A 24,215-nucleotide genomic window follows, 5' to 3' on the forward strand; every position below is an offset into this window, starting at 1 on the left:
ACCCGTCGGGACGCGACCCGATTACGACAGTACCAGCAGGCCGTTCGTCTTCTCGCGGGCGACCTCGAAGCGCTGCGCGACGTTCTCCCAGTTGGCGATGTTCCACGCGGCCTTGACATAGTCGGCCTTGACGTTGAGGTAGTCGAGGTAGAAGGCGTGCTCCCACATGTCGAGCTGGAACAGCGGCACGGTGCCCTGCGCCGTGTTGGACTGCTGGTCGAACAGCTGCTGGATGATCAGACGCTGACCGATCGAGTCCCAGCTGAGGACGGACCAGCCGGAGCCCTGGATCCCGAGGGCGTTCGCGGTGAAGTGCGCCTGGAACTTCTCGAACGAGCCGAAGAACTCGTCGATGGCTGCCTTGAGCTCGCCCTCGGGCTGTCCGCCGCCGGTCGGCGAGAGGTTGGTCCAGAAGATGGAGTGGTTGACGTGACCGCCGAGGTTGAACGCGAGGTCCTTCTCGAGCTTGTTCACGTTCGCGAGGTTGCCGCTGTCGCGCGCCTCGGCGAGCTGCTCGAGGGCGGTGTTGGCGCCGGCGACGTAGGTCGCGTGGTGCTTGTCATGGTGCAGCTCCATGATCTTGCCGCTGATGTGCGGCTCAAGGGCTGCGAAGTCGTAGGGAAGGTCGGGGAGCGTGTAAGTCGCCATGTCGCTTTCATCCAATCCGCGCCGCGCCGCGGCGCTTGCCGATCCTCTGCGCCGCCGATGTGCGGCGAAGAGCGGACGTAACTCATCCTAGTGACGACAACGCACGGCTGTCCTGGATCCTTCCTCCGTATGACGAAGCGAGGCGGCCCCTGATCGGGGCCGCCTCGCTCATGGGAGTCCGGTTGTCGTCAGACGTCCAGCCCTGCGGGCACGGCGGCCTCAGTGCCCGGGATGCCCTCCTGCTGTGCGCGCTTGTCGGCCATCGCCAGAAGGCGGCGGATGCGGCCGGCGACGGCATCCTTCGTCATCGGCGGGTCGGCGTGGTGGCCCAGCTCGTCGAGGCTCGCGTCCCGGTGCGCGAGGCGCAGCTCGCCGGCGACCTTGAGGTGGTCGGGCACCTCGTCGGCGAGTATCTCGAGTGCGCGCTCCACACGGGCGCAGGCGGCGACAGCAGCCTGCGCGGAGCGACGCAGGTTGGCGTCGTCGAAGTTCACGAGTCGGTTCACACCCGCGCGCACCTCGCGGCGCTGACGCATCTCTTCCCACGCGACGGCGGTCTTCTGCGCGCCCATCTCGCTCAGGATCGTGCGGATCGCCTCGCCCTCGCGGACGACGACGCGGGGCATGCCGCGCACCTCGCGTGCCTTCGCAGCGACTCCGAGGCGGTGAGCGGCGCCGACGAGCGCCATGGCGGCCTCAGACGACGGGCAGGCGACTTCGAGCATGGCGGAGCGGCCCGGTTCGCTGAGGGTTCCTGCGGCGAGGAACGCTCCGCGCCACAGACCGGCCACCTCGGCGCGAGAGCCGGTGGTGAGGCGGTTCGGGAGTCCGCGGACCGGACGACGGCGCTGGTCGAGCAGACCGGTCTGGCGAGCGAGGGTCTCCCCCGACGCGATCACCCTGACAGCCCACCGCGCTCCGTCGTTCGCCGTGCTCGACTGCACCTGGGCGATCTCGGGCCGAACCCCGTAGATCTCTGCGAGGTCGCGCGCGACGCGCTGCGCGAGGATCTCGGCATCCACCTCTGCCTCGACGGCGACCCGCCCGGCGATGGAGTGCAGTCCGCCGGCGAACCGGAGGATAGAGGTGACCTCCGCGACACGCACCGTCGGGGGTGCATTACGGATGCTGACCAGCTCAGCTTTGACGTCGGTGGTTAGTGCCACGACACTCCTCTACGCTCACGCGCCGGATCGCGGCGCAAACCTCCAGCCTACTCTGACGGAGGCTCCTGCTATTCCCTGCCGAGGTCCCGGTGACGCACGTTGACGGCCACTCCCGGCACGGACGCGAGCCGACGAGCGAGTTCCTCCACCATGGCGACGGATCGGTGCTTGCCGCCCGTGCAGCCGATCGCGATGGTCGAATGGCTCTTGTTCTCGCGCTGATACCCCTCGAGCACCGGTGTGAGAGCCGCCGAATACGAATCGAGGAAACCTGCGGCGCCCTCACGGGAGAGCACGTAGTCCCTCACCGGTTCGTCTTGACCTGTCAGGCCGCGAAGATCCTCGTTCCAGAACGGATTCGGCAGGAAGCGCATGTCCGCGACCATGTCGACATCTGTCGGAAGACCGTACTTGAATCCGAAGCTCAGGAGCGTCACGCGGTGCCGCGCTGCACCCTCTTCTGAGAAGAGGTCGGACACCTGGGTGGCGAGCTGATGGATGTTGAGCGCCGAAGTGTCGACCACGAGATCGGCCGACTCGCGGATCGGCGCGAGGCGGAGGCGTTCGATGCGGATGCCGTCGAGCAGCGTGCCGTCGCCCTGGAGTGGATGCGGCCTGCGAACCGCCTCGAATCGACGCACGAGGACGTCGTCGGACGCATCCAGGAACAGAACGCGCACGGAACCGCGTGATCGCAGCGCCCTCGCCACGCCCGGGAAGTCGTCGAAGAGGTTGCGACCTCGTACGTCGACGACCGCTGCGACCTTGGGCAGAGCATTGCCGCCCATGTCGGTGAGGTCGAGAAGCGGACGGAGGATCTGCGGCGGCAGGTTGTCGACGACGTACCACCCGAGGTCCTCGAGCGCGTTGGCAACCGTCGTGCGCCCCGCGCCCGACATGCCCGTGACGATGAGGAACTCGCCTTTGTCCCCGTCAGTCATGGTTACTCCTTCTCCCCCGCTTGACCCAGCCTAGCGAGTGGAGAGATGCGTATGGATGTTCTCGGCGAGCACGGGCCCGATCCCCTGCACCTCCTGAATCTCCTCAGGAGCAGCGGACCGCAGTGCGGTGACGGATCCGAAGTGCTTGAGAAGCACCTTGATCCGCGATGCGCCGAGCCCGGGCACCTCGGCGAGGATCGACGTGATGTCGTTCCTGCGCCGCTTGCGCTGGTGAGTGATCGCGAATCGGTGGGCTTCGTCTCTCAGCCGCTGGAGCAGGTAGAGCGACTCGCTCGTGCGCGGCAGGATCACCGGGAAGTCGTCGCCGGGAAGCCAGACTTCCTCGAGCCTCTTGGCTATGCCGCACACCGCGATTTCTGTGTGACCGGCGTCTCGGAGCGCGCGCGCGGCCGCCTCGACCTGCGGCTGCCCGCCGTCGACCAGCAGCAGCTGCGGCGGGTAGGCGAAGCGCGGCCTGCGCTTGACCTCCACCACGACCTCGGCGAGCTCGTCGCCACCCTCTGTCGTGGCCGCGACGGCCGGCGCGACCGCTGCGGGTTCGTCGGCCTCCTCCGGGCGGTCGAGGTAGGCGAGGCGACGGCGCAGCACCTGGTACATCGAATCGGTGTCGTCTGTGGTCTCGGCGATGTTGAACGAACGGTACTGGTCTTTTCGAGGCAGCCCGTCTTCGAAGACCACCATCGACGCGACCACGTTCGTGCCCCCGAGATGCGAGATGTCGAAGCACTCGATGCGCAGCGGCGCCTCCGACATCCCCAGTGCCTCCTGCAGATCCGTGAGAGCCTGCGTGCGTGCGATGTAGTCGCTCGTGCGACGGGTCTTGTAGCGGATCAGCGCCTGCTGCGCGTTGAGCGTCGCGGTGCGCATGAGGTCGGCGCGCTGACCGCGCTGGGCGACGGCGATCTCGACCTTCTTGCCTCGCCGCTCACGCAGCCACACCTCGAGCTCGGCGGCATCGTCCGGCAGCGTCGGCACGATGATCCGACGCGGCACGTCCTGCGCATCGCCGTAGGCACGCTGCAGCACCTGATCGACGAGGTCGGCCGTCGAGATGTCGATCTCCTTCTCGATCGTCATCGCGCGGACGCCTCGCACGCGTCCGCCACGGATCACGAAGTGCTGCACGGCCGCGGCGAGCTCGTCTTCCGCGATTCCGAACAGGTCGGCGTCCTCGTCGGTGGCCAGCACCAGCGCGCTCTTGCCGAGCACCGCCTCGATCGCCGTGAGCTTGTCACGGAATCGGGCTGCGGCTTCGTAATCCATCGCCGCGGAGGCGGCGAGCATCCGCTTGGTCAGCTCTCGGGTGAAGCGCTCGTCTCCTCCGGCCATGAACGCGACGAAGTCGTCGACCATCGCACGGTGCTCTTCGATGCTGACCGTCATCGAGCATGGTCCGCCGCACTTGCCGATCTGCCCCGGAAAGCACGGACGCCCCGTCTGCATGGCGCGCTTGTAACTGGAGTCGCTGCAGGTGCGAATCGGGAAGGCCTTGACCATCAGGTCGATCGTCTCGTGCACGGCCCAGACCTTCGGGTAGGGACCGAAATAGCGCGCACCGGGAATCTTGCGGTTCCTGGTGACGATCACACGTGGCGCCTCATCGCCCAGGGTGACGGCCATGAACGGGTAGGACTTGTCGTCCTTGTAGCGCACGTTGAAGGGCGGATCGAACTCCTTGATCCACATGTACTCCAGCTGGAGCGAGTCCACGTCGGTCGAGACGACCGTCCACTCGACGGAAGACGCCGTGGTGACCATGCGCCGGGTGCGTTCGTGGAGCGTGCGCAGCGGAGCGAAGTAGTTCGACAGGCGTTGACGCAAGTTCTTCGCCTTGCCGACGTAGAGCACGCGTCCATCGGCGTCGCGGAAGCGGTACACGCCGGGGTTGGTGGGGATCTCACCAGCCCGCGGCTTGTACGGCAGGACGTCGGCCATCAACTGGCCTTCCGCGCAGAGCGCCCCTCACCCAGGATCTCGGCGAGGAACTGGCCGGTGTGGCTGTCCTCGACTCGCGCGATCTGCTCGGGGGTGCCGGTCGCCAGGATCTCACCGCCACCGGAGCCACCCTCCGGCCCGAGGTCGATCACCCAGTCGGCGGACTTGATCACATCGAGGTTGTGCTCGATGACGATCACCGTGTTGCCCTTGTCGACGAGTCCGTTCAGCACCTCGAGGAGCTTGCGCACGTCTTCGAAGTGCAGACCGGTGGTCGGCTCATCGAGCACGTAGATGCTGCGACCGTTGCTGCGACGCTGGAGCTCGGTGGCGAGCTTGACGCGCTGTGCCTCGCCGCCGGACAGGGTCGTCGCCGACTGACCGAGACGCACGTAGCCGAGACCCACGTCGACGAGGGTCTTCATGTAGCGGTGGATCGCCTGGATAGGCTCGAAGAACTCCGCCGCCTCGGCGATAGGCATCTCGAGGACCTCGGCGATGTTCTTGCCCTTGTAGTGCACCGATAGCGTGTCACGGTTGTAGCGCTTGCCGTGGCAGACCTCGCAGTCGACGTAGACGTCCGGCAGGAAGTTCATCTCGATCTTGATCGTGCCATCGCCCGAGCACGCCTCGCAGCGACCCCCCTTGACGTTGAAGCTGAAGCGTCCGGGCTGGTAGCCGCGAACCTTCGCCTCGGGAGTCTCGCTGAAGAGCGAACGGATGCGGTCGAAGACGCCGGTGTAGGTCGCCGGGTTCGAGCGCGGCGTGCGACCGATCGGCGCCTGGTCGACGTGCACGACCTTGTCGAGATTGTCGAGACCCGAGACACGTGTGTGCTTTCCGGGAACCGTGCGGGCGCCGTTGAGCCGCGAGGCGAGCACCTGGTACAGGATGTCGTTGACCAGCGAGGACTTTCCCGAGCCGGACACTCCGGTGACCGCCGTCAGAACACCCAGCGGGAAGTTCACGCTGACGTTCTTCAGGTTGTTCTCGCGAGCGCCGACGACGCTGAGCATGCGCTTCTTGTCGAGCTTGCGGCGCTTCTTCGGCGTCGGGATCTCGCGACGACCGGAGAGGTACTGTCCTGTCATAGAGCTCGGCTCGGCGAGGAGTGCTTCGTATGAACCGGAATGCACGACCTCGCCGCCGTTCACTCCCGCGCCCGGCCCGATGTCGACGACCCAGTCCGCCGATTCGATGGTCTCTTCGTCGTGTTCGACGACGATCAGCGTGTTGCCGAGGTCACGGAGCTTCAGAAGAGTGTCGATCAGTCGACGGTTGTCGCGCTGATGCAGGCCGATCGACGGTTCATCGAGCACGTAGAGCACACCGGTGAGACCCGAGCCGATCTGCGTGGCGAGGCGGATGCGCTGTGCCTCACCGCCCGAGAGCGACCCGGCCGAGCGGCTGAGGTTGAGATACGAGAGCCCGACCTGCAGCAGGAAGTCGAGTCGCAGGCGGATCTCGCGCAGCACCTGGGCCGCGATCTTCGCCTCACGATCGGTGAGAGTGAGTGTCTCCATGAACGAGCGTGCGTCGGCGAGGCTCAGGTGCGACACCTCGGCGATCGAGTGGCCGTGCACCTGCACCGCGAGCACCTCGGGCTTGAGCCGGTTGCCATCGCACACGGGGCACGGCACCTCGCGGAGGTACTCGCCCCAGCGTGAGCGCTGCGTGTCGGACTCGGCCTGCGCGTACTGCCGCTCGATGTAAGGGACGACGCCCTCGAAGCCGGATGCGTACCGCATCTCGCGCCCGTACCGGTTCTTGAATTTGACCGTGACCTTGTAGTTGTCGCCGCGGAGGATCGCATCCTGCACGTCGACCCTGAGATCCTGCCACGGGGTGTCGAGCGAGAAGTTGAGGTCGTCGGCCAGACCCTCGAGCAGGCGCTCGTAGTACTGGAAGAGTCCCTTTCCCTGGGTGGTCCAGGGAACGATCGCGCCCTCGCGGATGGAGAGCTCCTCGTCGCCGAGCATCAGGTCGATGTCCACCGACATGCGGGTGCCGAGACCCGAGCAGGCGGGGCAGGCACCGAACGGCGCGTTGAACGAGAAGGTGCGCGGCTCGATCTCGGTGAGCGACAGAGCGTGCCCGTTCGGGCACGCGAGCTTCTCGGAGAACGACTGCCAGGCGTCGTCGCCCTCTTCGTCGACGAAGTTCACCTGCACGACGCCACCCGCGAGACCGAGTGCGGTCTCGACCGAGTCGGTGACGCGACCGAGGATGTCGTCGGCCGCGACCAGGCGGTCGACGACCACCGCGATGTCGTGCTTGTAGCTCTTCTTGAGCGTGGGCGGCTCGGCCAGCTGGATCAGCTCTCCGTCGACGATCGCACGGGAGTACCCCTTGGCACCCAGTTCGCGGAACAGATCGACGAACTCGCCCTTCTTCTGAGAAACGATGGGCGCGACGATCTGGTAGCGCGTGCGCTCGGGCAGCTCCATGAGCTGGTCGGCGATCTGCTGCACCGTCTGTCGCTGGATGCGCTCACCGCACTCGGGGCAGTGCGGAATGCCGATGCGCGCCCAGAGCAGACGCATGTAGTCGTAGATCTCGGTGATCGTGCCGACCGTCGACCGCGGGTTGCGGTTGGTCGACTTCTGATCGATCGACACCGCGGGGCTGAGCCCCTCGATGAAGTCGACGTCCGGTCGGTCGACCTGGCCGAGGAACTGACGCGCGTACGCGCTCAGCGACTCGACGTAGCGACGCTGCCCTTCGGCGAAGATCGTGTCGAACGCGAGACTCGACTTTCCCGAACCGGACAGGCCGGTGAACACGACGAGGGAGTCGCGTGGGATGTCGATGTCGACGTTCTTCAGATTGTGTACGCGGGCACCGCGAACGCTGAGTTTTCCTGGGGTTGCAACCGGGACGATAGGCACTGATCAAGTCTACGAGGGGCCACGGACATTGGCTCCGTGAGGGCTCACAGGGAAGACCTCACCAATCACGGTGCACGGCGGTTCGCCCGCACGAGCAGGGTCGCCGTGAGCGCGACGACGGCTCCGGCTCCCGCCACGGCGGCCCATGGCACGGTCTGCGCCGATCCCTGGGTGGCGACTCCGCCGACGATCATCAACACAACCGTCACCGGCTGGGCGATCGCCTGGACGGCGAGCAGCCGCAGCGCGCTGGGCCGGAGTGCGGCGATCACCACGCGGGACCCCGCGGGGATCACGAGAGAGAGCGACATCAGCACGTGGATGAGCTGCACGACGAGCACCGCGATCATCGCGCGCCCGAGATCGGGCTCGGAGATCAGCATCCCGATCACGAGGCAGCCGATGGATCCCCACGCCGCGAACGTCTGCGGAAGGGCGGCGGCGAGGATCGCGAGCACGACCGCGGCCGCCTGCCACCCGATCAGCGGACACAGGGCGACGGCCCCGACCGCGACCACGACGATGAGCGCGCCCCGCACGACGAGCCAGGAGACGGCAGGGCCGGTCTGCAGGGAGTCGTTCGCCTTCATCGGCGCGCCCTCGCGATCGCGAGCAGCGCCGACGACGGATCATCGGCCCAGGAGACCACATCGACTCCGGCGCCGTGCAGATCGGCGAACACGTTCTCCCGCTCGGCGAGCACCGTTCGAAGCCCGATGAGCTGCGCGCGGGTGAGACGCGTGCGGTCGAGCGGCGGAAGCACGTCGACGGCGACGACCCGATGTCCGCTCGCCCTCCACATCAGCGCCGTCCGTGCCGCCGCACCCTCGAAGAAGGTCGACAGCACGAAGACGACAGAGCCGTGCGGCACGGGAGGAGTGCGGCGGAAGGTCGCATCGTCTCGCGCCTGGCCGGTCGTGGCGATGGCCGCCACGACGCGGGAGAGATGCCGCGATCCGCTGCCGCTGCGCAGCGACCTGCCCCCGTGCACGAGCACGTGCAGCGCGACGCGGTCGCCTGCGCCGATGGCCGAGTCGGCGATCGCACGGGCGGCCTCGCGCGCGAGGTCGAGCGATGTCACTCCGCTGCGTTCGAAGTCGCCGCTCCCCCACGACGAGACGACCTCGCCGAGGTCTTCCGACGTGTCCATCGCGATCACGACGGAGGAGTCGCTGAGGGTGTTGGTGCGTCGAACCAGCAGATCCCCTGGCCTGCGGGCCATCCGCGCCGTGGCCCGCCAGTCCACGCGGCGCAGTTCGTCTCCGGGAGCGAAGGCGTGGATGTCCCTGAAGTCACCGCCCTGGCCCTGGCGGCGACCCTCGTGAGCACCGTGCGACCCGGTCAGCCGTCGGGGCAGCGGCAGCGCATCGAGCGCTGTACGGGGCGGCGCGACCTGGCGCCTGGCGGAGACGACCTCTGATCTCTTCGAGAGCGCTGCTCCCTCGAGCGAGAACCCTCTCGCAGCCGCTTGGACGGGAATCGCCGGCCCGGAGTGCAGGACCTTGCTGCGTGCCGTCACGGACGATCCGTCGCCTGGCACGATCACGCGCCTGGTGCGACGCTCCGACTGCACGATCACCATCTCGACGGCTTCCGAATCGGCCACGACAGTGACCGCGCTGAGCAGCTCACCCTCGGGCCCCGGCAGCGGATCGATCGTGACCTTCGGCACGCCCCCGGCAGCACCGCGCGCGATCGCGAACCCGCTCCAGAGGGCGAGAGGCAGCCCCATGGCCACGACGTCCGGCCGAGCCGACAGAAGGCCGACGACGGCCAGGATCACCGCACCCCCGATCGCCACGGACAGCACCGGCCCGCGACGCCCCACGTCGGGAGCATCCGTCATCCGAGCGCCCCGACAGTCGACGGCACTGCGACCTGCCCGGCGACCGAGCGCACCACGTCGGACGCTGACGCCCCCTGAGCCCACGCCTGGGGGGTGAGGGTGAGCCGATGCGCCAGCACAGGCACGGCGATGCGCTTGATGTCATCCGGGCGCACGAAGTCGCGGCCGTCCAGTGCCGCCAGAGCTCGTCCGAGCAGAAGCAGACCGAGCGAACCTCGTGGCGAGGCCCCGACCTCGACGTTCGGCGCATTCCGCGTGGCGCGCGTGATCTCGACGCAGTAGCGGGAGATGTCCTGATCGACGTGGATGGCCTCGACCGCGTCCTGCAGGGCGACGAGCTGAGCGGCGTCGATCACCGGGGCGACGTGGGTCGCCTCCTGGCGCCTGCTCACCCGATTCTCCAGGATCCGAGCCTCGTTCTCCGGCCCCGGGTAGCCGACGGACAGCCGCACCATGAACCTGTCGAGCTGCGCCTCGGGAAGCGCGTAGGTGCCCTCGTACTCGATCGGATTCGACGTCGCGATCACATGGAACGGCGCCGGCAGCGCGAAACTGTTGCCCTCGACGGTCACCTGCCGCTCCGCCATCGCCTCGAGCATCGCGGACTGGGTCTTCGGCGTGGTCCGGTTGATCTCGTCGGCGAGCAGCAGACCGGTGAAGATAGGCCCCGGGCGGAAGACGAAGTCCCCCGAGTCCGGTGCGTACACGTACGATCCGGTCACGTCGCCGGGGAGCATGTCGGGGGTGCATTGCAAGCGGCGGAACGACAGCCCCAGGGCAGATGCGAGGCTACGCGCGGCGAGGGTCTTGCCCAGCCCCGGCACATCCTCGAACAGCACGTGACCACCCGCGAGGATCGTCGCGAGCGCGATCTCGATGGGGTCATCCATGCCCACCACGACTGTCCTCACTGCGGCGAGGATCCTGGCTCCGGTGTCGGCGATCTCTGCGGGGCTCGTCATGTCATCTCCTTGATCGACGGAACAGTGAGGGCCGCCCCAGGTCTGGATCCGGGGCGTGCGGCGCGAGCGACGGCTCGCCGGGTTTTGCGGGGTCCAGTCGGTCGACGGCATCCAACGCCCGTTCGATGTCGACGATGGTCGGGGCGCGACCGGTGAGCCGATCCCAGAGGTCGGGTCCGATCACCGCGATGAGGCGCTCGCTGTCGTCCGGGTCATCCGGATCGATTCCCTGGCGCAGCAACCGATGGCGCAGGATCGCGCTGACGCGTCGGGTGATCTGCTGTCCGGCGATGCCGGTATGCGTGTTCAGCGCCCACGCCATCCGGGAGATCTCGGTCGGCCGACGATGAGGTTCCGTGTCGATGCGCGGGGCGTCGAAGCCCGGTTCGAGCGGCATCACGAGCTGTCCGAGCAGACCGACCGAGCAGATCAGCAGACTCCAGCCGATCACGAACGCCCAGGTGAAGCCGAATCCGAGGAGGGCGAGAGCCGCGACGACCGCGACGCCCACCGCGAGGAGTGTTCTCCGCGCGCTCATCGCCACACCTCCTCGATGCGCCGCAGTGCCCGTCGCGCCGAGGACCGATCATCTTCGTCGGCAACCCGGGTTCCGAAGCGGACGCTCTCATAGAGGCGCAGCAGCGCCACAGCCTCGTCCGCGACGCCCGGCCGCAGGGTGACGATCCTCACCACGAACTCCCCGGGAGTCTCGCTCGCCGCTCGCGTGACCCCGGCGTCTGCGGCGCTCTCTTCGAGCCCGATCCAGGCCGCGATGATGGCATCCGTCGCTCTGACACGCTCATCGATCGTGGCCAGCGCCCCGGCGATCCCTCGTCGCATCACCCCGACTGCGATGTCCGCCGTCGGCGGCGACTCGAACTGCTCGACCTCGGGCGCGACAACGGCTGCATCGCGGCGTCTGAGCGGGCGATCTCGCCATGCTCGGAGCAGTGCCTTGGCGGCGATCACCAGGAGAACGATGATCCCGGCCGCCACCAACACCATCAGGATCACGGTGAGCATCTGCGCGACCGCGGCATTCGTGGGTTCGCTCTCCAACGGCTCGGGGAGGCCTGTCCCACCCGGCGACGCCGTGGGCAGCGGCTCAGCCGTACCAGCGGGGATCGGCTCGGCGGGACGGAACGTCGGCTGTCCCTGGACCGCCGACGCGGTCATCGCCACGACGAAGAGGACCACCACGACGAAAGGAACGACCAGCCGATCGACACTCCGGCGCGCAGGACGCGTCTGGTGATCGATCGGCATGCCCACACCCTATGACGCGGTCACTCCGGGGCCGGACGGCGCCCCGCGAACGCCGACAACCCATCACGCAGCGTCGCGATCTGCTGCAGGTCCATCCCCACGGCGGCCATCACCTGTCGGGGAACGTCGAGGGCTCGGTCACGCAGAGCCCGACCGGCGTCCGTGAGCGTGATGTCGAGACGCCGCTCGTCTTCGACGCTGCGCTGTCTCGCCACCAGACCGTCGGCTTCCAGCCGCTTCACCAGCGGCGACGCCGTCGCGGGCTCGAGCGCGAGATCGGCCGCCAGGTCGTTCAGTGGGCGCGGAGCGCGTTCCCAGAGCGCCAGCATCACGAGATACTGCGGATGAGTGAGCCCGAGCGGCTCGAGTATCGGCCTGTAGATCGCCACGACGTTGCGCGCTGCTGTCACCAGAGCGAAGCAGAGCTGGTTGTCGAGTTTGAGCAGGTCGTCGGATGCGGTCACGAATCCGAATATACATTGACACTAATAGTTAGTACACTAAGCAACATGGCCAGTTCTGACGATCGCCCTCCGCTCCGCTCTCGGATCCGCGAGGCAGGAGGCCTCTATGCCTGGTTCAACTCGAATCTGATCCGCTTCGCCGGTCCGGCCTCGGTCGGACCCTACGAGAAGACTCCCCCGCCGAGTCCGTCCGAACGTGCCGAGCGCGCCTGTCCGCTGTGCGGATCACCGATGAGCGAGCACGAGATCGATCGATCGGGTCCGAAGACTCTCGTTCACTGCCCCTGAGGCTCGGCCTCAGTCATCTCGCTTCGCGTCTTCACGGGCGATGTCGAGCCAGGATGCGAGGTCATCGTCGTCGACGAGCACGCTCGGCGACACATCGAGCCAGCCGGTCCCCATCGTCCGCGGACCCATCACTGCGGACGCGACCCCTGCCCGCGTGATCAGCGAGACGCCGTGCTCTTCATCGACGCGAACCAGCAGCACCCCGCCTGCGCGTGCTCCCACGAGGATGTGGCCGTCGAGGAGGAATGCACGCGTGCCGAACATCCGCTTCTCCTCGATGTTCCCGTCAAGGGTGAGAAGCGCTCTCACGCGATCTGCGAGCTCTTCTCCTGCTGCATCCATGCTCGTCGCTCCCGTGTCGTCAGGCGTGGCCGGCCTTCTCCATGGCGCGCAGCTCCTTCTTCATGTCCTGCACCTCGTCACGCAGCCGTCCGGCGAGTTCGAACTTGAGCTCGGCGGCCGCCGCGAGCATCTGGTCGGAGAGGTCCTGGATCACAGCCTCGAGCTGCTGGGCGCCCTCGGCGGCGATCCCGGTGCGCCGCAGGTTGGGCGTCGGCGACTTGCCCTTGCCGGTCGCGCGCCCGCGGCCGGACATCATCGCAGCAGTGTCGGCGCCTTCACGCGCGAGCACCTCGGTGATGTCGGCGATCCGCTTGCGCAGCGGCTGCGGGTCGATCCCGTGCTCGAGGTTGTAGGCCACCTGCTTCTCGCGACGTCGATCGGTCTCTTCGATCGCCTTTGCCATCGAGTCCGTGATCCTGTCGGCGTACATGTGCACTTCGCCCGAGACGTTGCGCGCCGCACGGCCGATCGTCTGGATCAGCGACGTGCCTGATCTCAGGAACCCTTCCTTGTCGGCGTCGAGGATCGCTACCAGCGACACCTCGGGCAGGTCGAGTCCTTCACGCAGCAGGTTGATGCCGACGAGGACGTCGTAGACGCCTGCTCGCAGCTCGCTGAGCAGCTCGACTCGTCGCAGGGTGTCGACATCGGAGTGGAGATACCGCACGCGCACGCCGTGTTCGCCGAGGAAGTCCGTGAGTTCTTCGGACATCTTCTTGGTGAGCGTCGTCACGAGCACGCGCTCGTCACGCTCCACACGCTGCCTGATCTCTTCGAGAAGGTCGTCGATCTGTCCCTTCGACGGCTTCACGATGATGTGCGGGTCGACGAGACCGGTCGGGCGGATGATCTGCTCGACGACACCGTCGGCGATCCCCATCTCGTACTTGCCGGGGGTCGCCGATAAGTACACGGTCTGCCCGATCCGGTTCTTGAACTCATCCCATCGCAGCGGCCGGTTGTCCATCGCGCTCGGCAGTCGGAAGCCGTGCTCGACGAGCGTGCGCTTGCGGGAGGCGTCTCCCTCGTACATCGCGCCGATCTGCGGCACCGTGACGTGCGACTCGTCGATGACGAGCATGAAGTCGTCGGGGAAGAAGTCGAGCAACGTGTGGGGCGGCTCGCCGGGCTGCCGGCCGTCCATGTGCCGGGAGTAGTTCTCGATTCCCGAACAGAACCCGAGCTGCTGCAGCATCTCGAGGTCAAAGGTCGTCCGCATCCTCAGCCGCTGAGCCTCGAGCAGCTTCCCCTGACGCTCGAACTCCTTGAGCCGCTCTTCGAGCTCGTGCTCGATCGTGCCGATGGAGCGCTGGATCACGTCAGTGCCAGCCACGTAGTGCGAGGCGGGGAAGATCGGCACGGAGTCGAGCTTCTCGATGACCTCCCCGGTGAGGGGATGCAACGAGTAGAGCGCCTCGATCTCATCGCCGAAGAGCTCGATGCGGATCGCATGCTCCTCGTAGACGGGGATGATCTCGATGGTGTCGCCCCGCACGCGGAAGTTGCCGCGGGAGAAGTCGACGTCGTTGCGGTTGTACTGCATCGAGATGAACTGTCTGATGAGCGCGTCCCTGTCGTACCGCTCCCCCACCTGGAGCGCGACCATCGCTCTGAGGTACTCCTCGGGCGCGCCGAGGCCGTAGATGCACGACACGGTCGAGACCACGATCACGTCTCGCCGGCTCAGCAGGGAGTTGGTAGTCGAGTGGCGCAGGCGTTCGACCTCGGAGTTGATCGAGGAGTCCTTTTCGATGAAGGTGTCTGTCTGGGGCACGTACGCCTCAGGCTGGTAGTAGTCGTAGTAGGAGACGAAGTACTCGACGGCATTGTTCGGCATCAGCTCGCGGAACTCATTGGCGAGCTGCGCGGCGAGCGTCTTGTTGTGCGCGAGGACGAGCGTCGGACGCTGCACCTGCTCGACGAGCCAGGCAGTAGTGGCGGACTTTCCCGTGCCCGTCGCTCCGAGCAGGACGATATCGGTCTCACCCGCGTTGATACGCGATGCGAGCTCTGCGATGGCCTTGGGCTGGTCGCCGGCGGGCGCGTACTCGCTGATGACCTCGAAAGGGCGGACGCTGCGCGTGGGTTGCATACCTCCAGCGTAAGCCGGGCCACCGACATCGGGGCCACGAGCGGCCTCCGCCTAGAGTGGGGGCGTGATCGAGTTCCTCATCGGCACCAGCCTCGCCGCGTCCGCGGGCCTCAACGCCTGGATGCCGCTGTTCCTGCTCGGTCTCACCGATCGACTGCTTCCCGCCGTGGTGCTGCCGCCTTCGTGGTCGTGGCTCTCGAGCGACCTCGCACTCTGGATCCTCGGCGCTCTCCTGCTGCTCGAGATCGTCGCCGACAAGATCCCCGCGCTCGACTCGGTGAACGACGTGATCCAGAGCATTCTGCGCCCGGCATCCGGAGGCATCGCCTTCGGCGCAGGCTCGGGTGCCCAGACGATCGCGGTCGACGACCCCGCGGCGTTCTTCACCGACAACGCCTGGGTGCCGGTGGTCGTGGGCATCGCGATCGCCCTGGTCGTGCACATCGTGAAGGCCACTGCGCGTGTCGCCGCCAACACCGTGACAGGCGGCCTTGCGGCTCCCGTCTTGAGCACGGCTGAGGACGGGGCGTCATTCATGCTCGCCGCGACCGCGATCGTCATCCCCATCGTCGCGGCACTGCTGCTGGTGGGCCTCGTCATCGTCGCCATCGTGGGCGTGCGCCGCCTGGCGCGCGCGCGTCGAGAGGGCGGTGGCGGTCCGTCAGCCGGCCGGGTCCACCCATAGGGAGGGGTGGTCGAGACCCTGCCTTGACGAGTCTGCGCGCTCGAGGATCGGCCGAGGGCGATCCTCCTGGACGACAGTGGCGGCGAGTGACGATCACGAGGTGCCGCTTCGCGATCATACGCGCCCGGTCGGCGTCAGCCGCAGCGCGCGTGCCGCCAGCGCCGCGGACACCGCGCACATGGCCACGATCGCCGCGACGAACCACGCCCAATCAGCCCTCCCGAACACGATCCCCAGCATCCAGCCGAAGAGACTCGACCCCGCGTAGTAGCCGAAGTAGTACAGCGACGATGCCTGCGCCCTGCTGTCACGAGCGGCTGCTGCGGGAGCCCACCCTGAGGCGACCGCATGCGCGCCGAAGAAGCCGCCGGTGAAGAGCAGCAGCCCGAGGATCACCACAAGGAGGATCTGGCTGAGCATGGCGAGGGCGCCGGCGGCCATCACGGCGATCGAGACCAGCAGCACCGGATACCGTCCGAAGCGGGAGGCGAGGGCGCCGGCCGTCGGCGACGACACGGTACCCGCGAGATAAGCGAGGAACAGCAGCGTCACCAACCAGCTCGGAAGAGCGAACGGCGGGTCGATGAGGTGGAACCCGAGGTAGTTGTACACCGCGACGAAAGCCCCCATGAGAAGGAAGCCCTGGGCGTAGAGCGCGAGCTGGGGCCCGGAGCGCAGCGGCATCGCCAGGCGGTCGAGCATTCCCGGCGTCGCATCGTCGCGAAAGCGACCGGGCACGAACCCCTGGGCCTTCGGCGTCAGCCAGAGGAACAGCACCGCCGCGACCGCGCACACACCGGCGACGGTCCAGATGCCCGCACGCCACCCCCACGGCTCGCCGACCAATCCCGACAGGACACGACCGAGCAGGCCGCCCACGGTCGTCCCGGCTATATAGCTCGCCGCTGCAGTCGCGGCATCGCGTGCGCTCACCTCCTCGCTGAGATATGCGAGCGCCACCGCGGGCACCGCCCCCAACGCCACTCCCTCGAGCAGACGCAGCACCAACAGCATCTCCATCCCGGTGCTCAACGGCGCCAGAAGCCCGAGCGCGGTCGCCGTGAGGATGCCGACCCCCATCGCGGGAACCCGTCCGATGCGATCCGCCACCATCGACCACGGAATCACCGCCGCCGCCAGGCCGAGCGTTGCGGCCGACACCGCGAGTGCCGCGGTCGCCGGTGTGATCCCGAGGTTCGATGAGAGCTGCGGCAGAACGGCCTGGGGCGAGTACAACTGCGCGAACGTCGCGACGCCGGCGAAGAACAGCCCGACGATGAGACGCCGATAGGCGGGAGACCCCGGTGAGTGACCGGTGAAGGTCACGACGAGCGGATCCGCTCCCACAGGGAGTCGGTCTGCCGGATCGTCTCCTCCAGAGAGCCGGAGGTGTCGATGATCTCGTCGGCGATCGCCAGCCGACGCTCGTCCGACACCTGCGCGTCGATCCGCTCCTGCGCCGCCTGCTCCGCCATGCCGCGCAGCTCGACGAGCCTCCGCCTGCGCTCGTCCGCGGGTGCATGCGCGACGACGATCAGATCCCACGGGTCATCGACCCGCGCCTCGACCAGGAGAGGGACGTCGTAGACGACGACCGTCTCGGGGTCGGCAGAGGCGGCCGCCTCGAATCGACGCTGCGACTCGGCGCGGACCGCGGGGTGGACGATCGCGTTCAGCCGTGCCAGCTGCTCGGGATCGGCGAAGACCTTGGCACCCAGCGCCGCACGGTCGAGTGCGCCGTCCTCTGCGATGACGTCGTCACCGAAGACCTCCTCGATCCGTCCCAGCACCGCAGACCCCGGAGCCTGCACGTCGCGCACGATCTGATCGGCGTCGACGATGACCGCGCCGAGCTCTGCGAGTCGTCGTGCGATGGTCGACTTTCCCGAGGCGATGCCGCCGGTGAGCGCGATGAGAGGCATCTCGCCAGTCTAAGCTCGGCCGCGAACTCGGATCAGCGCGCCAGCAGCTGCCGACGCGAGCTGATGACGCCGGTGTCGAATCCGGCGAGGTGGAGTCCACCGTGGAACCGGGCGTGCTCGATCTTGATGCACCGGTCCATCACCACCGAGAGTCCTGCGCTCTCGCCGATCGCTGCGGCATCCTCGTTCCACGACCCCAGCTGCAGCCAGAGCGTCTGCGCGCCGGCCTCGATCGCCTCCTGAGCGACCCCCGGCAGATCGTCGTGCCGACGGAACACGTCGACGATGTCGGGCACGACCGGCAGGTCCGCGAGCGAGGCGTAGACCGTCTGGCCGAGGATCTCGGATTCCCGAGGGTTCACGAGGTAGACGTCGTAAGCGGTGCTCGAGAGCAGGTAGGTCGCGACGAAGTACGACGCACGCGCAGGATTGTTCGATGCTCCGACGATGGCGACGGATTTCGCGCGTCGGAGCATGCCGAAGCGCTGCTGCTGGCCGGGGCCGGTCCAGGTGCGCCCGGGGTGCACCGGTGCGGAGCCGGGCAAGGCACAGGCCGCAGCGTCCTGCGCAGTCGGAAGCGCGCAGGCGTCGGCTCCCGTTGTCTCGATTCCGCTCATCGGGTCGCTCCTGTCGCTGTCGTGAGGGCCTGATCGAGATCCCAGATGATGTCTTCGGCATCCTCGAGTCCCACCGAGATGCGGATGAGGTCGGGGCGCACGCCCGCGGCGACGAGCTGCGGTTCCGTGAGCTGCCGGTGGGTGGTGGATGCAGGGTGGATGACGAGCGTGCGCGCATCGCCGATGTTCGCGAGATGCGACGCCAGCTGCAGGCTCTCGATGAGCGTCTCCCCCGCTGCGCGGCCGTCGTCGGCCTTCACCCCGAAGGCGAACACCGACCCCGGGCCGAGGGGCAGGTACTTCGCCGCACGCTCGTGGTGCGGGTGATGAGCGAGACCCGCCCAGGTCACGTAGTCGACCCTGGGGTCCGAGTCGAGCCACTCGGCGACGATCCGTGCGTTCGCGAGGTGCGCATCGATGCGCTGCGGAAGCGTCTCCACTCCCTGCAGGAGGTTGAACGCCGACTGCGGGCTGAGCGCCGGACCGATGTCGCGCAGCTGCTCGGTGCGGAGCTTGGTGAGAAACCCGTACTCGCCGAAGTTGTCCCACCACTTGATCCCGCCGTAGGACTCGACCGGCTCGGTCATCTGCGGGAACCGCCCGTTGCCCCAGTCGAACGTGCCCTTTTCGATCACGACGCCGCCGAGGGTGGTGCCGTGACCGCCGAGGAACTTCGTGACCGAGTGGATGACGATGTCGGCACCGTGCTCGAGCGGACGCGCAAGATACGGCGTGGCCAGCGTCGCGTCGACGACCAGAGGCACCCCTGCGGCATGGGCGACCTCTGCCAGTCCCTCGATGTCGGCGATCTCCCCCGAGGGGTTGCCGATCATCTCGACGTAGACGACCTTGGTCTCGGGACGGATCGCTGCCGCGTAATCTGCGGGGTCGGTGGAGGCGACGAAGGTCGTCTGCACGCCGAACCGGCGCAGCGTCACGTCGAGCTGCGTCACGGTGCCGCCGTAGAGCTGGGCGGAGGCCACCACGTGGTCACCGGCTCCGACGAGGGCCGCGAACGTGATGAACTCCGCGCTCATCCCCGAAGCGGTCGCGACGGCGCCGATGCCGCCTTCCAACGACGCGAGGCGCTCCTCGAGCGCGGCGACGGTGGGGTTGCCGATGCGCGAGTAGATGTTGCCGTACTTCTGCAGAGCGAAGAGGTTCCCTGCGTCCGCCGCGTCCTCGAACACGAATGACGTCGTCTGATAGATCGGCACGGCGCGGGCGCCGGTGGCGGCATCGGGAGTGCCGCCGGCATGGAGTGCCCTCGTGCGAAATCCGAAGCGGTATTCTTCCGTCATGATGTCCTCAGTTCTGCGGTCTCGAGCGCGGCGGCGATGTCGTCGACGGCCCACGGGTTCTGCAGCGATGTCGTGTCTCCGAGCTGAGCCGGTGCGCGCCCGGCCCGACGGTCCTGCTCTGCTTCCCAGAGCTGAGCGAGCAGTCTGCGCATGATCTTGCCCGAGCGCGTCTTCGGGAGGTCGGGGACGACGATGATGTGCTTCGGCTTGGCGATGGGGCCGATGGCCCTCGCGACTTCTGCCCGCAGCACCGGGGTCGAGACCTCAGCGCGACCCGATGCGGTCACGAACGCGACGACCGCCTGCCCGGTCACCGGATCTGCGACTCCCGCCGTGCCTGCTTCTCCGACCGTGTCGTGCGCCACGAGCGCAGACTCGATCTCGATGGTCGAGAGCCTGTGGCCCGACACATTCACGACGTCGTCGAGCCGGCCGAGGATCCAGATGTACCCGTCCGTGTCTCGGGTCGCCCCATCCCCGGCGACGTAGTAGCCGCCATGCTCGCCGTGCCCTGCGAAGGTCGACCAGTACGCGTCGCGATACCGCTGCGGGTCGCCCCACACCGTCCTCGCCATCCCCGGCCACGGGCGGCGCACCACGAGCGTCCCCGATCGCCCGGGGGCGACCTCGGCGCCGTTCGCGTCCACGACCGTCGCGTCGATTCCCGGCAGCGGCACGGAAGCGGACCCGGGCTTGAGCGTCGTCACACCCGGCAGCGGGGCGATCATCGCCGCCCCGGTCTCGGACTGCCACCAGGTGTCGACCACCGGGAGTTCGTCGCGTCCGAAGTTGCGCCGGAACCACACCCAGGCTTCGGGGTTGATCGCCTCACCGACGGTGCCCAGCAGACGCAGTGTCGAGAGGTCGTGCCCCTCGGGCAGATCGGCGCCGAACCAGGTCATGAACGTGCGGATGAGGGTCGGAGCCGTGTAGTAGACCGTCACGCCGTAGCGCTCGATGATCTCGAGGTGGCGCTCGCGGTTCGGGGTGTCCGGCGTGCCCTCGTAGATGACCTGCGTCAGCCCGTTCGAGAGCGGGCCGTAGATCTCGTAAGTGTGCGCCGTGACCCACGCGAGGTCGGCCGTGCACCAGTGCACGTCGTCGGGCTTCGCGTCGAAATGCGCCCAGTGCGCCCAGCTCGCATGGGTGAGGTATCCGCCCGAGGTGTGCACCAGTCCTTTCGGCTTGCCCGTGGTGCCCGACGTGTAGATGATGAAGAGCGGATGCTCGGCGTCGAATGCCTCCGCCTCATGCTCCGGCGAGGCGGTGTCGACGACGTCGTGCCACCAGACGTCGCGTCCGTGCGTCCAGGGCACGTCCTGCCCCGTGCGCCGGAGCACGAGGACGTGCTCGAGGTCGGAGAGGTCGGCGGCTGCGACATCGGCGGTGGACTTGACCTCGGTCGCGGTGCCACGGCGGAACTGGCCGTCACTCGTGACGAGCAGCTTGGCACCGGTGTCAGCGAGCCGGAATCGCACGGCCTCGGCGGAGAAACCGCCGAACACGAGCGAGTGCACGGCGCCGATGCGCGCGCAGGCGAGCGTGATGACGACCGTCTCGATCAGCACGGGGAGGTAGACCACGACGCGGTCGCCCGGTCGGATGCCGAGTGCGATCAGCGCGTTCGCCGCCTGCGAGACGCGGCGTTGCAGGTCGGAGTAGGTGACCGCCACGCGATCGCCGGGCTCCCCCTCGAAGTGCAGGGCGACCTTGTCGCCACTCCCCGCCGCCACGTGCCGATCGACGCAGTTGTATGCGACGTTCAGTCGCCCTCCGACGAACCAGCGCGCGGCCGGAACGGCATCCCCCACAGGCGGATCCCACTCGTGCGCGGCGTGCCACGGCTCGACCCAGTCGAGTCGAGCCGCCGCCTGCTCCCAGAAGAGGGTCGGGTCGGACGCGGCCCTCGCATAGGCCTCCTCGGTCACGTTCGCCTGCTCAGTGAACGCCGGAGGCGCGGGATACGATCTGGTCTCCTGCAGGCGCACCTCCGACGCCGTCACGCCCACCTCCGAAGCAGGTACTTCTCTGCGATAGCGAGCACACCGTTCGTGATCGTCCCGAGCAGAGCGAGCAACACGATCGAGAGCAGAATCCTGTCGACACGGCCGTTGCTCTGCGAATCCGTGAGCAGGAATCCGAGTCCCATCGACGATGCGATGAGTTCCGCCGCGACCAGGAAGAGCCACGCCTGCGCGAGAGCGAGACGCAGACCCGCGATGACCGACGGGACGACTGCGGGCAGCTGCACGGTGCGGAACAGCGACCAGCCGCTCAGACTGAACGAGCGCCCGGCCTCGACCAGCAGCGGATCGACGTGGCGCAGCGCCGAAGCGACCGTGGTGTAGACGGGGAAGAAGGCACCGATCGCGATGAGCGTGACCTTCGACTCCTCGCCGATCTGCATCCAGAGGATGAGCAGCGGCACCCAGGCCAGCGACGGCACGGCTCTGATCGCCGAGAGTGTGGGACTGAGCAGCACGTCGCCGATCCGCGAGAGTCCGACGATGCCCGCTGCGGCGAGCCCGATGATCGACCCGATCGCGAACCCGAGCAGTACGCGCTGCACGGAGATCGCTATGTGGGTCCACAGCTCGCCACGCTCGGCCAGCTCGACCCCTGCGGTGAGGACGGACGCGGGAGACGGCAGGCGGTACGGCTCGACCATGCCGGTTGACGTGACCACTTGCCACGTGATCAGGATGACGACGGGCAGCAGGAATCCGCCGGCGATCCGCACCGCCGGGCGGTCCCACGCATGCCGCGCTCCCACCACAGGGCTGCGATGAACCCCGCGAGCGGCGTCGAGAGCATCCCGCCCGTCCGCGGGCACCGCCAAGCGCTGGTCGGGAAGAGTCACTCGCCCCCGACCGCCTTCTCTGCGAATGTGGAGTTGACGATCGAGTCGAGGGCCTTCTCAACCGACTCCTCGCCGCCCTGCACGTCGCCTGACTCGACGAGCACCGGAGCGATCTTCTCGAGCACGTCGAGCTGCGCGTCGCCCGGGATGCCGCTCACGTCGAGGTTCGAGCGCTCCTCGATCACGGTCGTCGCGACCTCGATGTCGATCCCTGCGACCTCGGCCAACAGGGCTGCGGTCTCCTCGGGGTTCTCGAGCGCCCACTCGCGCGCCTGCTCGTATGCGTCCACGACCGCCTGAGCGAGGTCGGCGTGGTTATCGATGAAGTCCTCTGTGGCGTTGAGGAAACCGTAGGTGTTGAAGTCCACGTTGCGGTAGATCAGCTGGTCACCCGACTCCACCTCGGCGGCTGCCATGATGGGGTCGAGGCCCGCCCAGGCATCCACCGAACCGCCGTCGAGAGCAGCACGGCCATCGGCGTGCTGGAGGTTCTGCACCTCGACGTCGTCGATCGAGAGCCCCGCCTCCTCCAGCGACTGGAGCAGGAAGAAATAGGGGTCCGTTCCCTTCGTCGCGGCGACCGACTTGCCGGCGAGGTCCTCCACCGACGCGATGTCGCTGTCCGGCCCCACGACGATCGCCGACCACTCGGGCTGCGAGAAGATGTCGATGACCTGGATGGGCGAGCCGTTCGAGCGGGCCAGCAGCGCGGCCGAGCCGGCCGTCGAGCCCACATCGATCGATCCGGAGCGGAGCAGCTCGTTCGCCTTGTTGGAGCCGGCGGACTGCACCCACTCGACCGCGACGTCGTCGCCGAGGATCTCCTCGAGAATGCCCTGGTCACGGATCACCAGGCTCAGAGGGTTGTACGTCGCGAAGTCGATGGAGAGCGTGTCTGCGGACCATTCGCCCGTCGCGGCCGCATCGTCTGTCGACGCGTCCGAGGCAGTGGCGTTCTCACCGGCGACGCACCCGGTGGCGACGAGCATCATCGTCCCGGCGACAGCGATCGCGGGGATGATTCGGCGGGTGATGGTGCTCATCGGGTCTCCTCGGTGGCAGTGCGGTGGTGGGTGTCGACGCCGAGTCCTTCGAGGAGCTCGGCGCGGAGGTCCGCGAGGCCGCGATCGGCGCGGTCGCGGGGGCGGATGCCGGGCACGGTGATCGTACGCACGATCGAGTGCTCATCCGGGCCGCCGTCGGCGTCGAGCGTGCGCAGCAGCAGCACGCGGTCGGCCAGGTAGAGGGCCTCTTCGACGTCATGGGTGACGAGGAGGACGGTGGTGGGTTCTGCCGCGTGGATCTTCAGCAGCAGATCGTGCATCCGCAGGCGGGTGAGAGCGTCGAGCGCGCCGAACGGCTCATCCAGCAGCAGCACTCCGGGGTTCCGAGCGAGGGCGCGCGCGAGCGAGGCACGCTGCGCCATGCCGCCTGACACCTCGCGTGGGCGCTGGTCGGCGGCATTCTCGAGGCCGACCAGTTCGAGCAGCTCGCGCACGCGTTCGCGGCCAGCACGGCGTGCCGTGCCCCGCGGAAGGCCGAGCTCGACGTTCTGCGAGATCGTCCGCCAGGGCAGCAGCCGTGGCTCCTGGAAAGCGACGGCGGTGCGCTCATCGACGTCCGCGACACCCGAGTCGTCGAGCAGGATGCTGCCGCTGGAGGGCGCGTCCAGACCGCCGATCAGTCGGAGAAGCGTCGACTTGCCGCATCCTGACGGTCCGACGACGGCGATGATCTCGCCGGCAGCCACCTCGATGTCGGCCCCGCGGAGAACGTCACGGCGTCCTCGCGCGAGCGGAAAGCTCCGTCCGACCTCTCGCAATCGCACGCGCTGCGCCGCGCCGGCGTCGGCCGACTCGTCGACGCGCGTGGTGGAGAGGAGGGATGTCATATCCCCATGCTGGCGGGGCCGGCCCCGTGTTACGAATGCCGCCGTAATGTTCGGTCACGGAGCCGCCGCACGGGACCAGA

General features: G+C 67.8%; 23 protein-coding genes. 2 read left to right on the forward strand and 21 right to left on the reverse strand.

What is annotated here, in order from left to right; genetic code table 11:
* Nucleotides 1–21: 21 nt before the first annotated feature.
* The 11 genes from FIV50_RS10555 to FIV50_RS10605 form a co-directional block, all read right to left on the reverse strand.
* Nucleotides 22–648, reverse strand: coding sequence for a superoxide dismutase (locus tag FIV50_RS10555; protein WP_042540783.1), 627 nt, complete (start codon nt 646–648; stop codon nt 22–24).
* 188 nt (nt 649–836) lie between these two features.
* Nucleotides 837–1,814, reverse strand: coding sequence for a DNA-binding protein WhiA (gene whiA / locus FIV50_RS10560; protein ID WP_042540784.1), 978 nt, complete (start codon nt 1,812–1,814; stop codon nt 837–839).
* A gap of 68 nt (nt 1,815–1,882) precedes the next feature.
* Entirely contained in the window at nt 1,883–2,755 is an 873-nt protein-coding gene (gene rapZ, locus FIV50_RS10565; RefSeq protein WP_140037399.1) for an RNase adapter RapZ, read from the reverse strand.
* A 30-nt stretch (nt 2,756–2,785) separates the two neighbouring features.
* Entirely contained in the window at nt 2,786–4,711 is a 1,926-nt protein-coding gene (uvrC, locus tag FIV50_RS10570; RefSeq protein WP_140037400.1) for an excinuclease ABC subunit UvrC, read from the reverse strand.
* Nucleotides 4,711–7,599: an excinuclease ABC subunit UvrA gene (gene uvrA, locus FIV50_RS10575; protein ID WP_140037401.1), complete on the reverse strand. Its 2,889-nt coding sequence runs from the start codon at nt 7,597–7,599 to the stop codon at nt 4,711–4,713. Before uvrA ends, uvrC begins: the two co-directional genes overlap by 1 nt.
* Before the next feature lie 65 nt (nt 7,600–7,664).
* Nucleotides 7,665–8,189, reverse strand: a complete 525-nt coding sequence (locus FIV50_RS10580; RefSeq protein WP_140037402.1) for a hypothetical protein — start codon at nt 8,187–8,189, stop codon at nt 7,665–7,667.
* Nucleotides 8,186–9,445, reverse strand: a complete 1,260-nt coding sequence (locus FIV50_RS10585; RefSeq protein ID WP_140037403.1) for a DUF58 domain-containing protein — start codon at nt 9,443–9,445, stop codon at nt 8,186–8,188. The genes FIV50_RS10580 and FIV50_RS10585 overlap by 4 nt, the downstream gene beginning before the upstream one ends.
* Nucleotides 9,442–10,407: an AAA family ATPase gene (locus FIV50_RS10590; RefSeq protein WP_140037404.1), complete on the reverse strand. Its 966-nt coding sequence runs from the start codon at nt 10,405–10,407 to the stop codon at nt 9,442–9,444. The genes FIV50_RS10585 and FIV50_RS10590 overlap by 4 nt, the downstream gene beginning before the upstream one ends.
* 1 nt (nt 10,408) lies before the next feature.
* Complete coding sequence (locus FIV50_RS10595; RefSeq protein ID WP_140037405.1) at nt 10,409–10,945, reverse strand: hypothetical protein; 537 nt, start codon at nt 10,943–10,945, stop codon at nt 10,409–10,411.
* Nucleotides 10,942–11,673 (reverse strand): DUF4129 domain-containing protein, encoded by a 732-nt coding sequence (locus FIV50_RS10600; protein WP_140037406.1) that lies wholly within the window; start codon nt 11,671–11,673, stop codon nt 10,942–10,944. Before FIV50_RS10600 ends, FIV50_RS10595 begins: the two co-directional genes overlap by 4 nt.
* Nucleotides 11,674–11,693: 20 nt before the next feature.
* Nucleotides 11,694–12,137: a MarR family winged helix-turn-helix transcriptional regulator gene (locus FIV50_RS10605; protein WP_140037407.1), complete on the reverse strand. Its 444-nt coding sequence runs from the start codon at nt 12,135–12,137 to the stop codon at nt 11,694–11,696.
* Between the two features lie 45 nt (nt 12,138–12,182).
* On the opposite strand from FIV50_RS10605, the gene FIV50_RS17890 reads away from it, so the two are divergent.
* A complete protein-coding gene (locus FIV50_RS17890) occupies nt 12,183–12,425 on the forward strand; it encodes a hypothetical protein (RefSeq protein ID WP_140037408.1) in 243 nt (80 codons plus the stop codon).
* Nucleotides 12,426–12,434: 9 nt separating this feature from the next.
* Here FIV50_RS17890 and FIV50_RS10615 read toward each other — a convergent pair whose 3' ends face one another.
* Together FIV50_RS10615 and uvrB are read right to left on the reverse strand one after the other, a co-directional pair.
* On the reverse strand, nt 12,435–12,767 hold the full coding sequence (locus tag FIV50_RS10615) for a TfoX/Sxy family protein (protein WP_140037409.1): 333 nt from the start codon (nt 12,765–12,767) through the stop codon (nt 12,435–12,437).
* Nucleotides 12,768–12,786: 19 nt separating this feature from the next.
* Nucleotides 12,787–14,859, reverse strand: coding sequence for an excinuclease ABC subunit UvrB (gene uvrB / locus FIV50_RS10620; protein ID WP_140037410.1), 2,073 nt, complete (start codon nt 14,857–14,859; stop codon nt 12,787–12,789).
* A gap of 64 nt (nt 14,860–14,923) precedes the next feature.
* Here uvrB and FIV50_RS10625 point away from each other — a divergent pair, with 64 nt between their 5' ends.
* Nucleotides 14,924–15,544 (forward strand): DUF4126 domain-containing protein, encoded by a 621-nt coding sequence (locus tag FIV50_RS10625; protein ID WP_181164199.1) that lies wholly within the window; start codon nt 14,924–14,926, stop codon nt 15,542–15,544.
* Between the two features lie 114 nt (nt 15,545–15,658).
* Here FIV50_RS10625 and FIV50_RS10630 read toward each other — a convergent pair whose 3' ends face one another.
* The 8 genes from FIV50_RS10630 to FIV50_RS10665 form a co-directional block, all read right to left on the reverse strand.
* Nucleotides 15,659–16,870 (reverse strand): MFS transporter, encoded by a 1,212-nt coding sequence (locus FIV50_RS10630; RefSeq protein WP_140037411.1) that lies wholly within the window; start codon nt 16,868–16,870, stop codon nt 15,659–15,661.
* Nucleotides 16,867–17,466: a dephospho-CoA kinase gene (gene coaE, locus FIV50_RS10635; protein ID WP_140037412.1), complete on the reverse strand. Its 600-nt coding sequence runs from the start codon at nt 17,464–17,466 to the stop codon at nt 16,867–16,869. Before coaE ends, FIV50_RS10630 begins: the two co-directional genes overlap by 4 nt.
* Before the next feature lie 32 nt (nt 17,467–17,498).
* Complete coding sequence (locus tag FIV50_RS10640) at nt 17,499–17,942, reverse strand: CoA-binding protein (protein WP_181164382.1); 444 nt, start codon at nt 17,940–17,942, stop codon at nt 17,499–17,501.
* Nucleotides 17,943–18,079: 137 nt separating this feature from the next.
* Nucleotides 18,080–19,384, reverse strand: coding sequence for an O-acetylhomoserine aminocarboxypropyltransferase/cysteine synthase family protein (locus FIV50_RS10645; RefSeq protein ID WP_140037414.1), 1,305 nt, complete (start codon nt 19,382–19,384; stop codon nt 18,080–18,082).
* On the reverse strand, nt 19,381–21,393 hold the full coding sequence (gene acs / locus FIV50_RS10650) for an acetate--CoA ligase (RefSeq protein WP_140037415.1): 2,013 nt from the start codon (nt 21,391–21,393) through the stop codon (nt 19,381–19,383). The genes FIV50_RS10645 and acs overlap by 4 nt, the downstream gene beginning before the upstream one ends.
* Entirely contained in the window at nt 21,384–22,244 is an 861-nt protein-coding gene (locus tag FIV50_RS10655) for an ABC transporter permease (protein ID WP_140037416.1), read from the reverse strand. Before FIV50_RS10655 ends, acs begins: the two co-directional genes overlap by 10 nt.
* The gene (locus tag FIV50_RS10660) at nt 22,241–23,287 is read right to left on the reverse strand and encodes an aliphatic sulfonate ABC transporter substrate-binding protein (RefSeq protein ID WP_140037417.1); all 1,047 of its coding nucleotides are present in this window, start codon (nt 23,285–23,287) and stop codon (nt 22,241–22,243) included. The genes FIV50_RS10655 and FIV50_RS10660 overlap by 4 nt, the downstream gene beginning before the upstream one ends.
* Nucleotides 23,284–24,135, reverse strand: coding sequence for an ABC transporter ATP-binding protein (locus FIV50_RS10665; RefSeq protein ID WP_140037418.1), 852 nt, complete (start codon nt 24,133–24,135; stop codon nt 23,284–23,286). The genes FIV50_RS10660 and FIV50_RS10665 overlap by 4 nt, the downstream gene beginning before the upstream one ends.
* Between the last annotated feature and the right edge of the window lie 80 nt (nt 24,136–24,215).

It is taken from the genome of Microbacterium foliorum (genome assembly GCF_006385575.1).
Classification (GTDB): Bacteria; Actinomycetota; Actinomycetes; order Actinomycetales; family Microbacteriaceae; genus Microbacterium; species Microbacterium foliorum_B.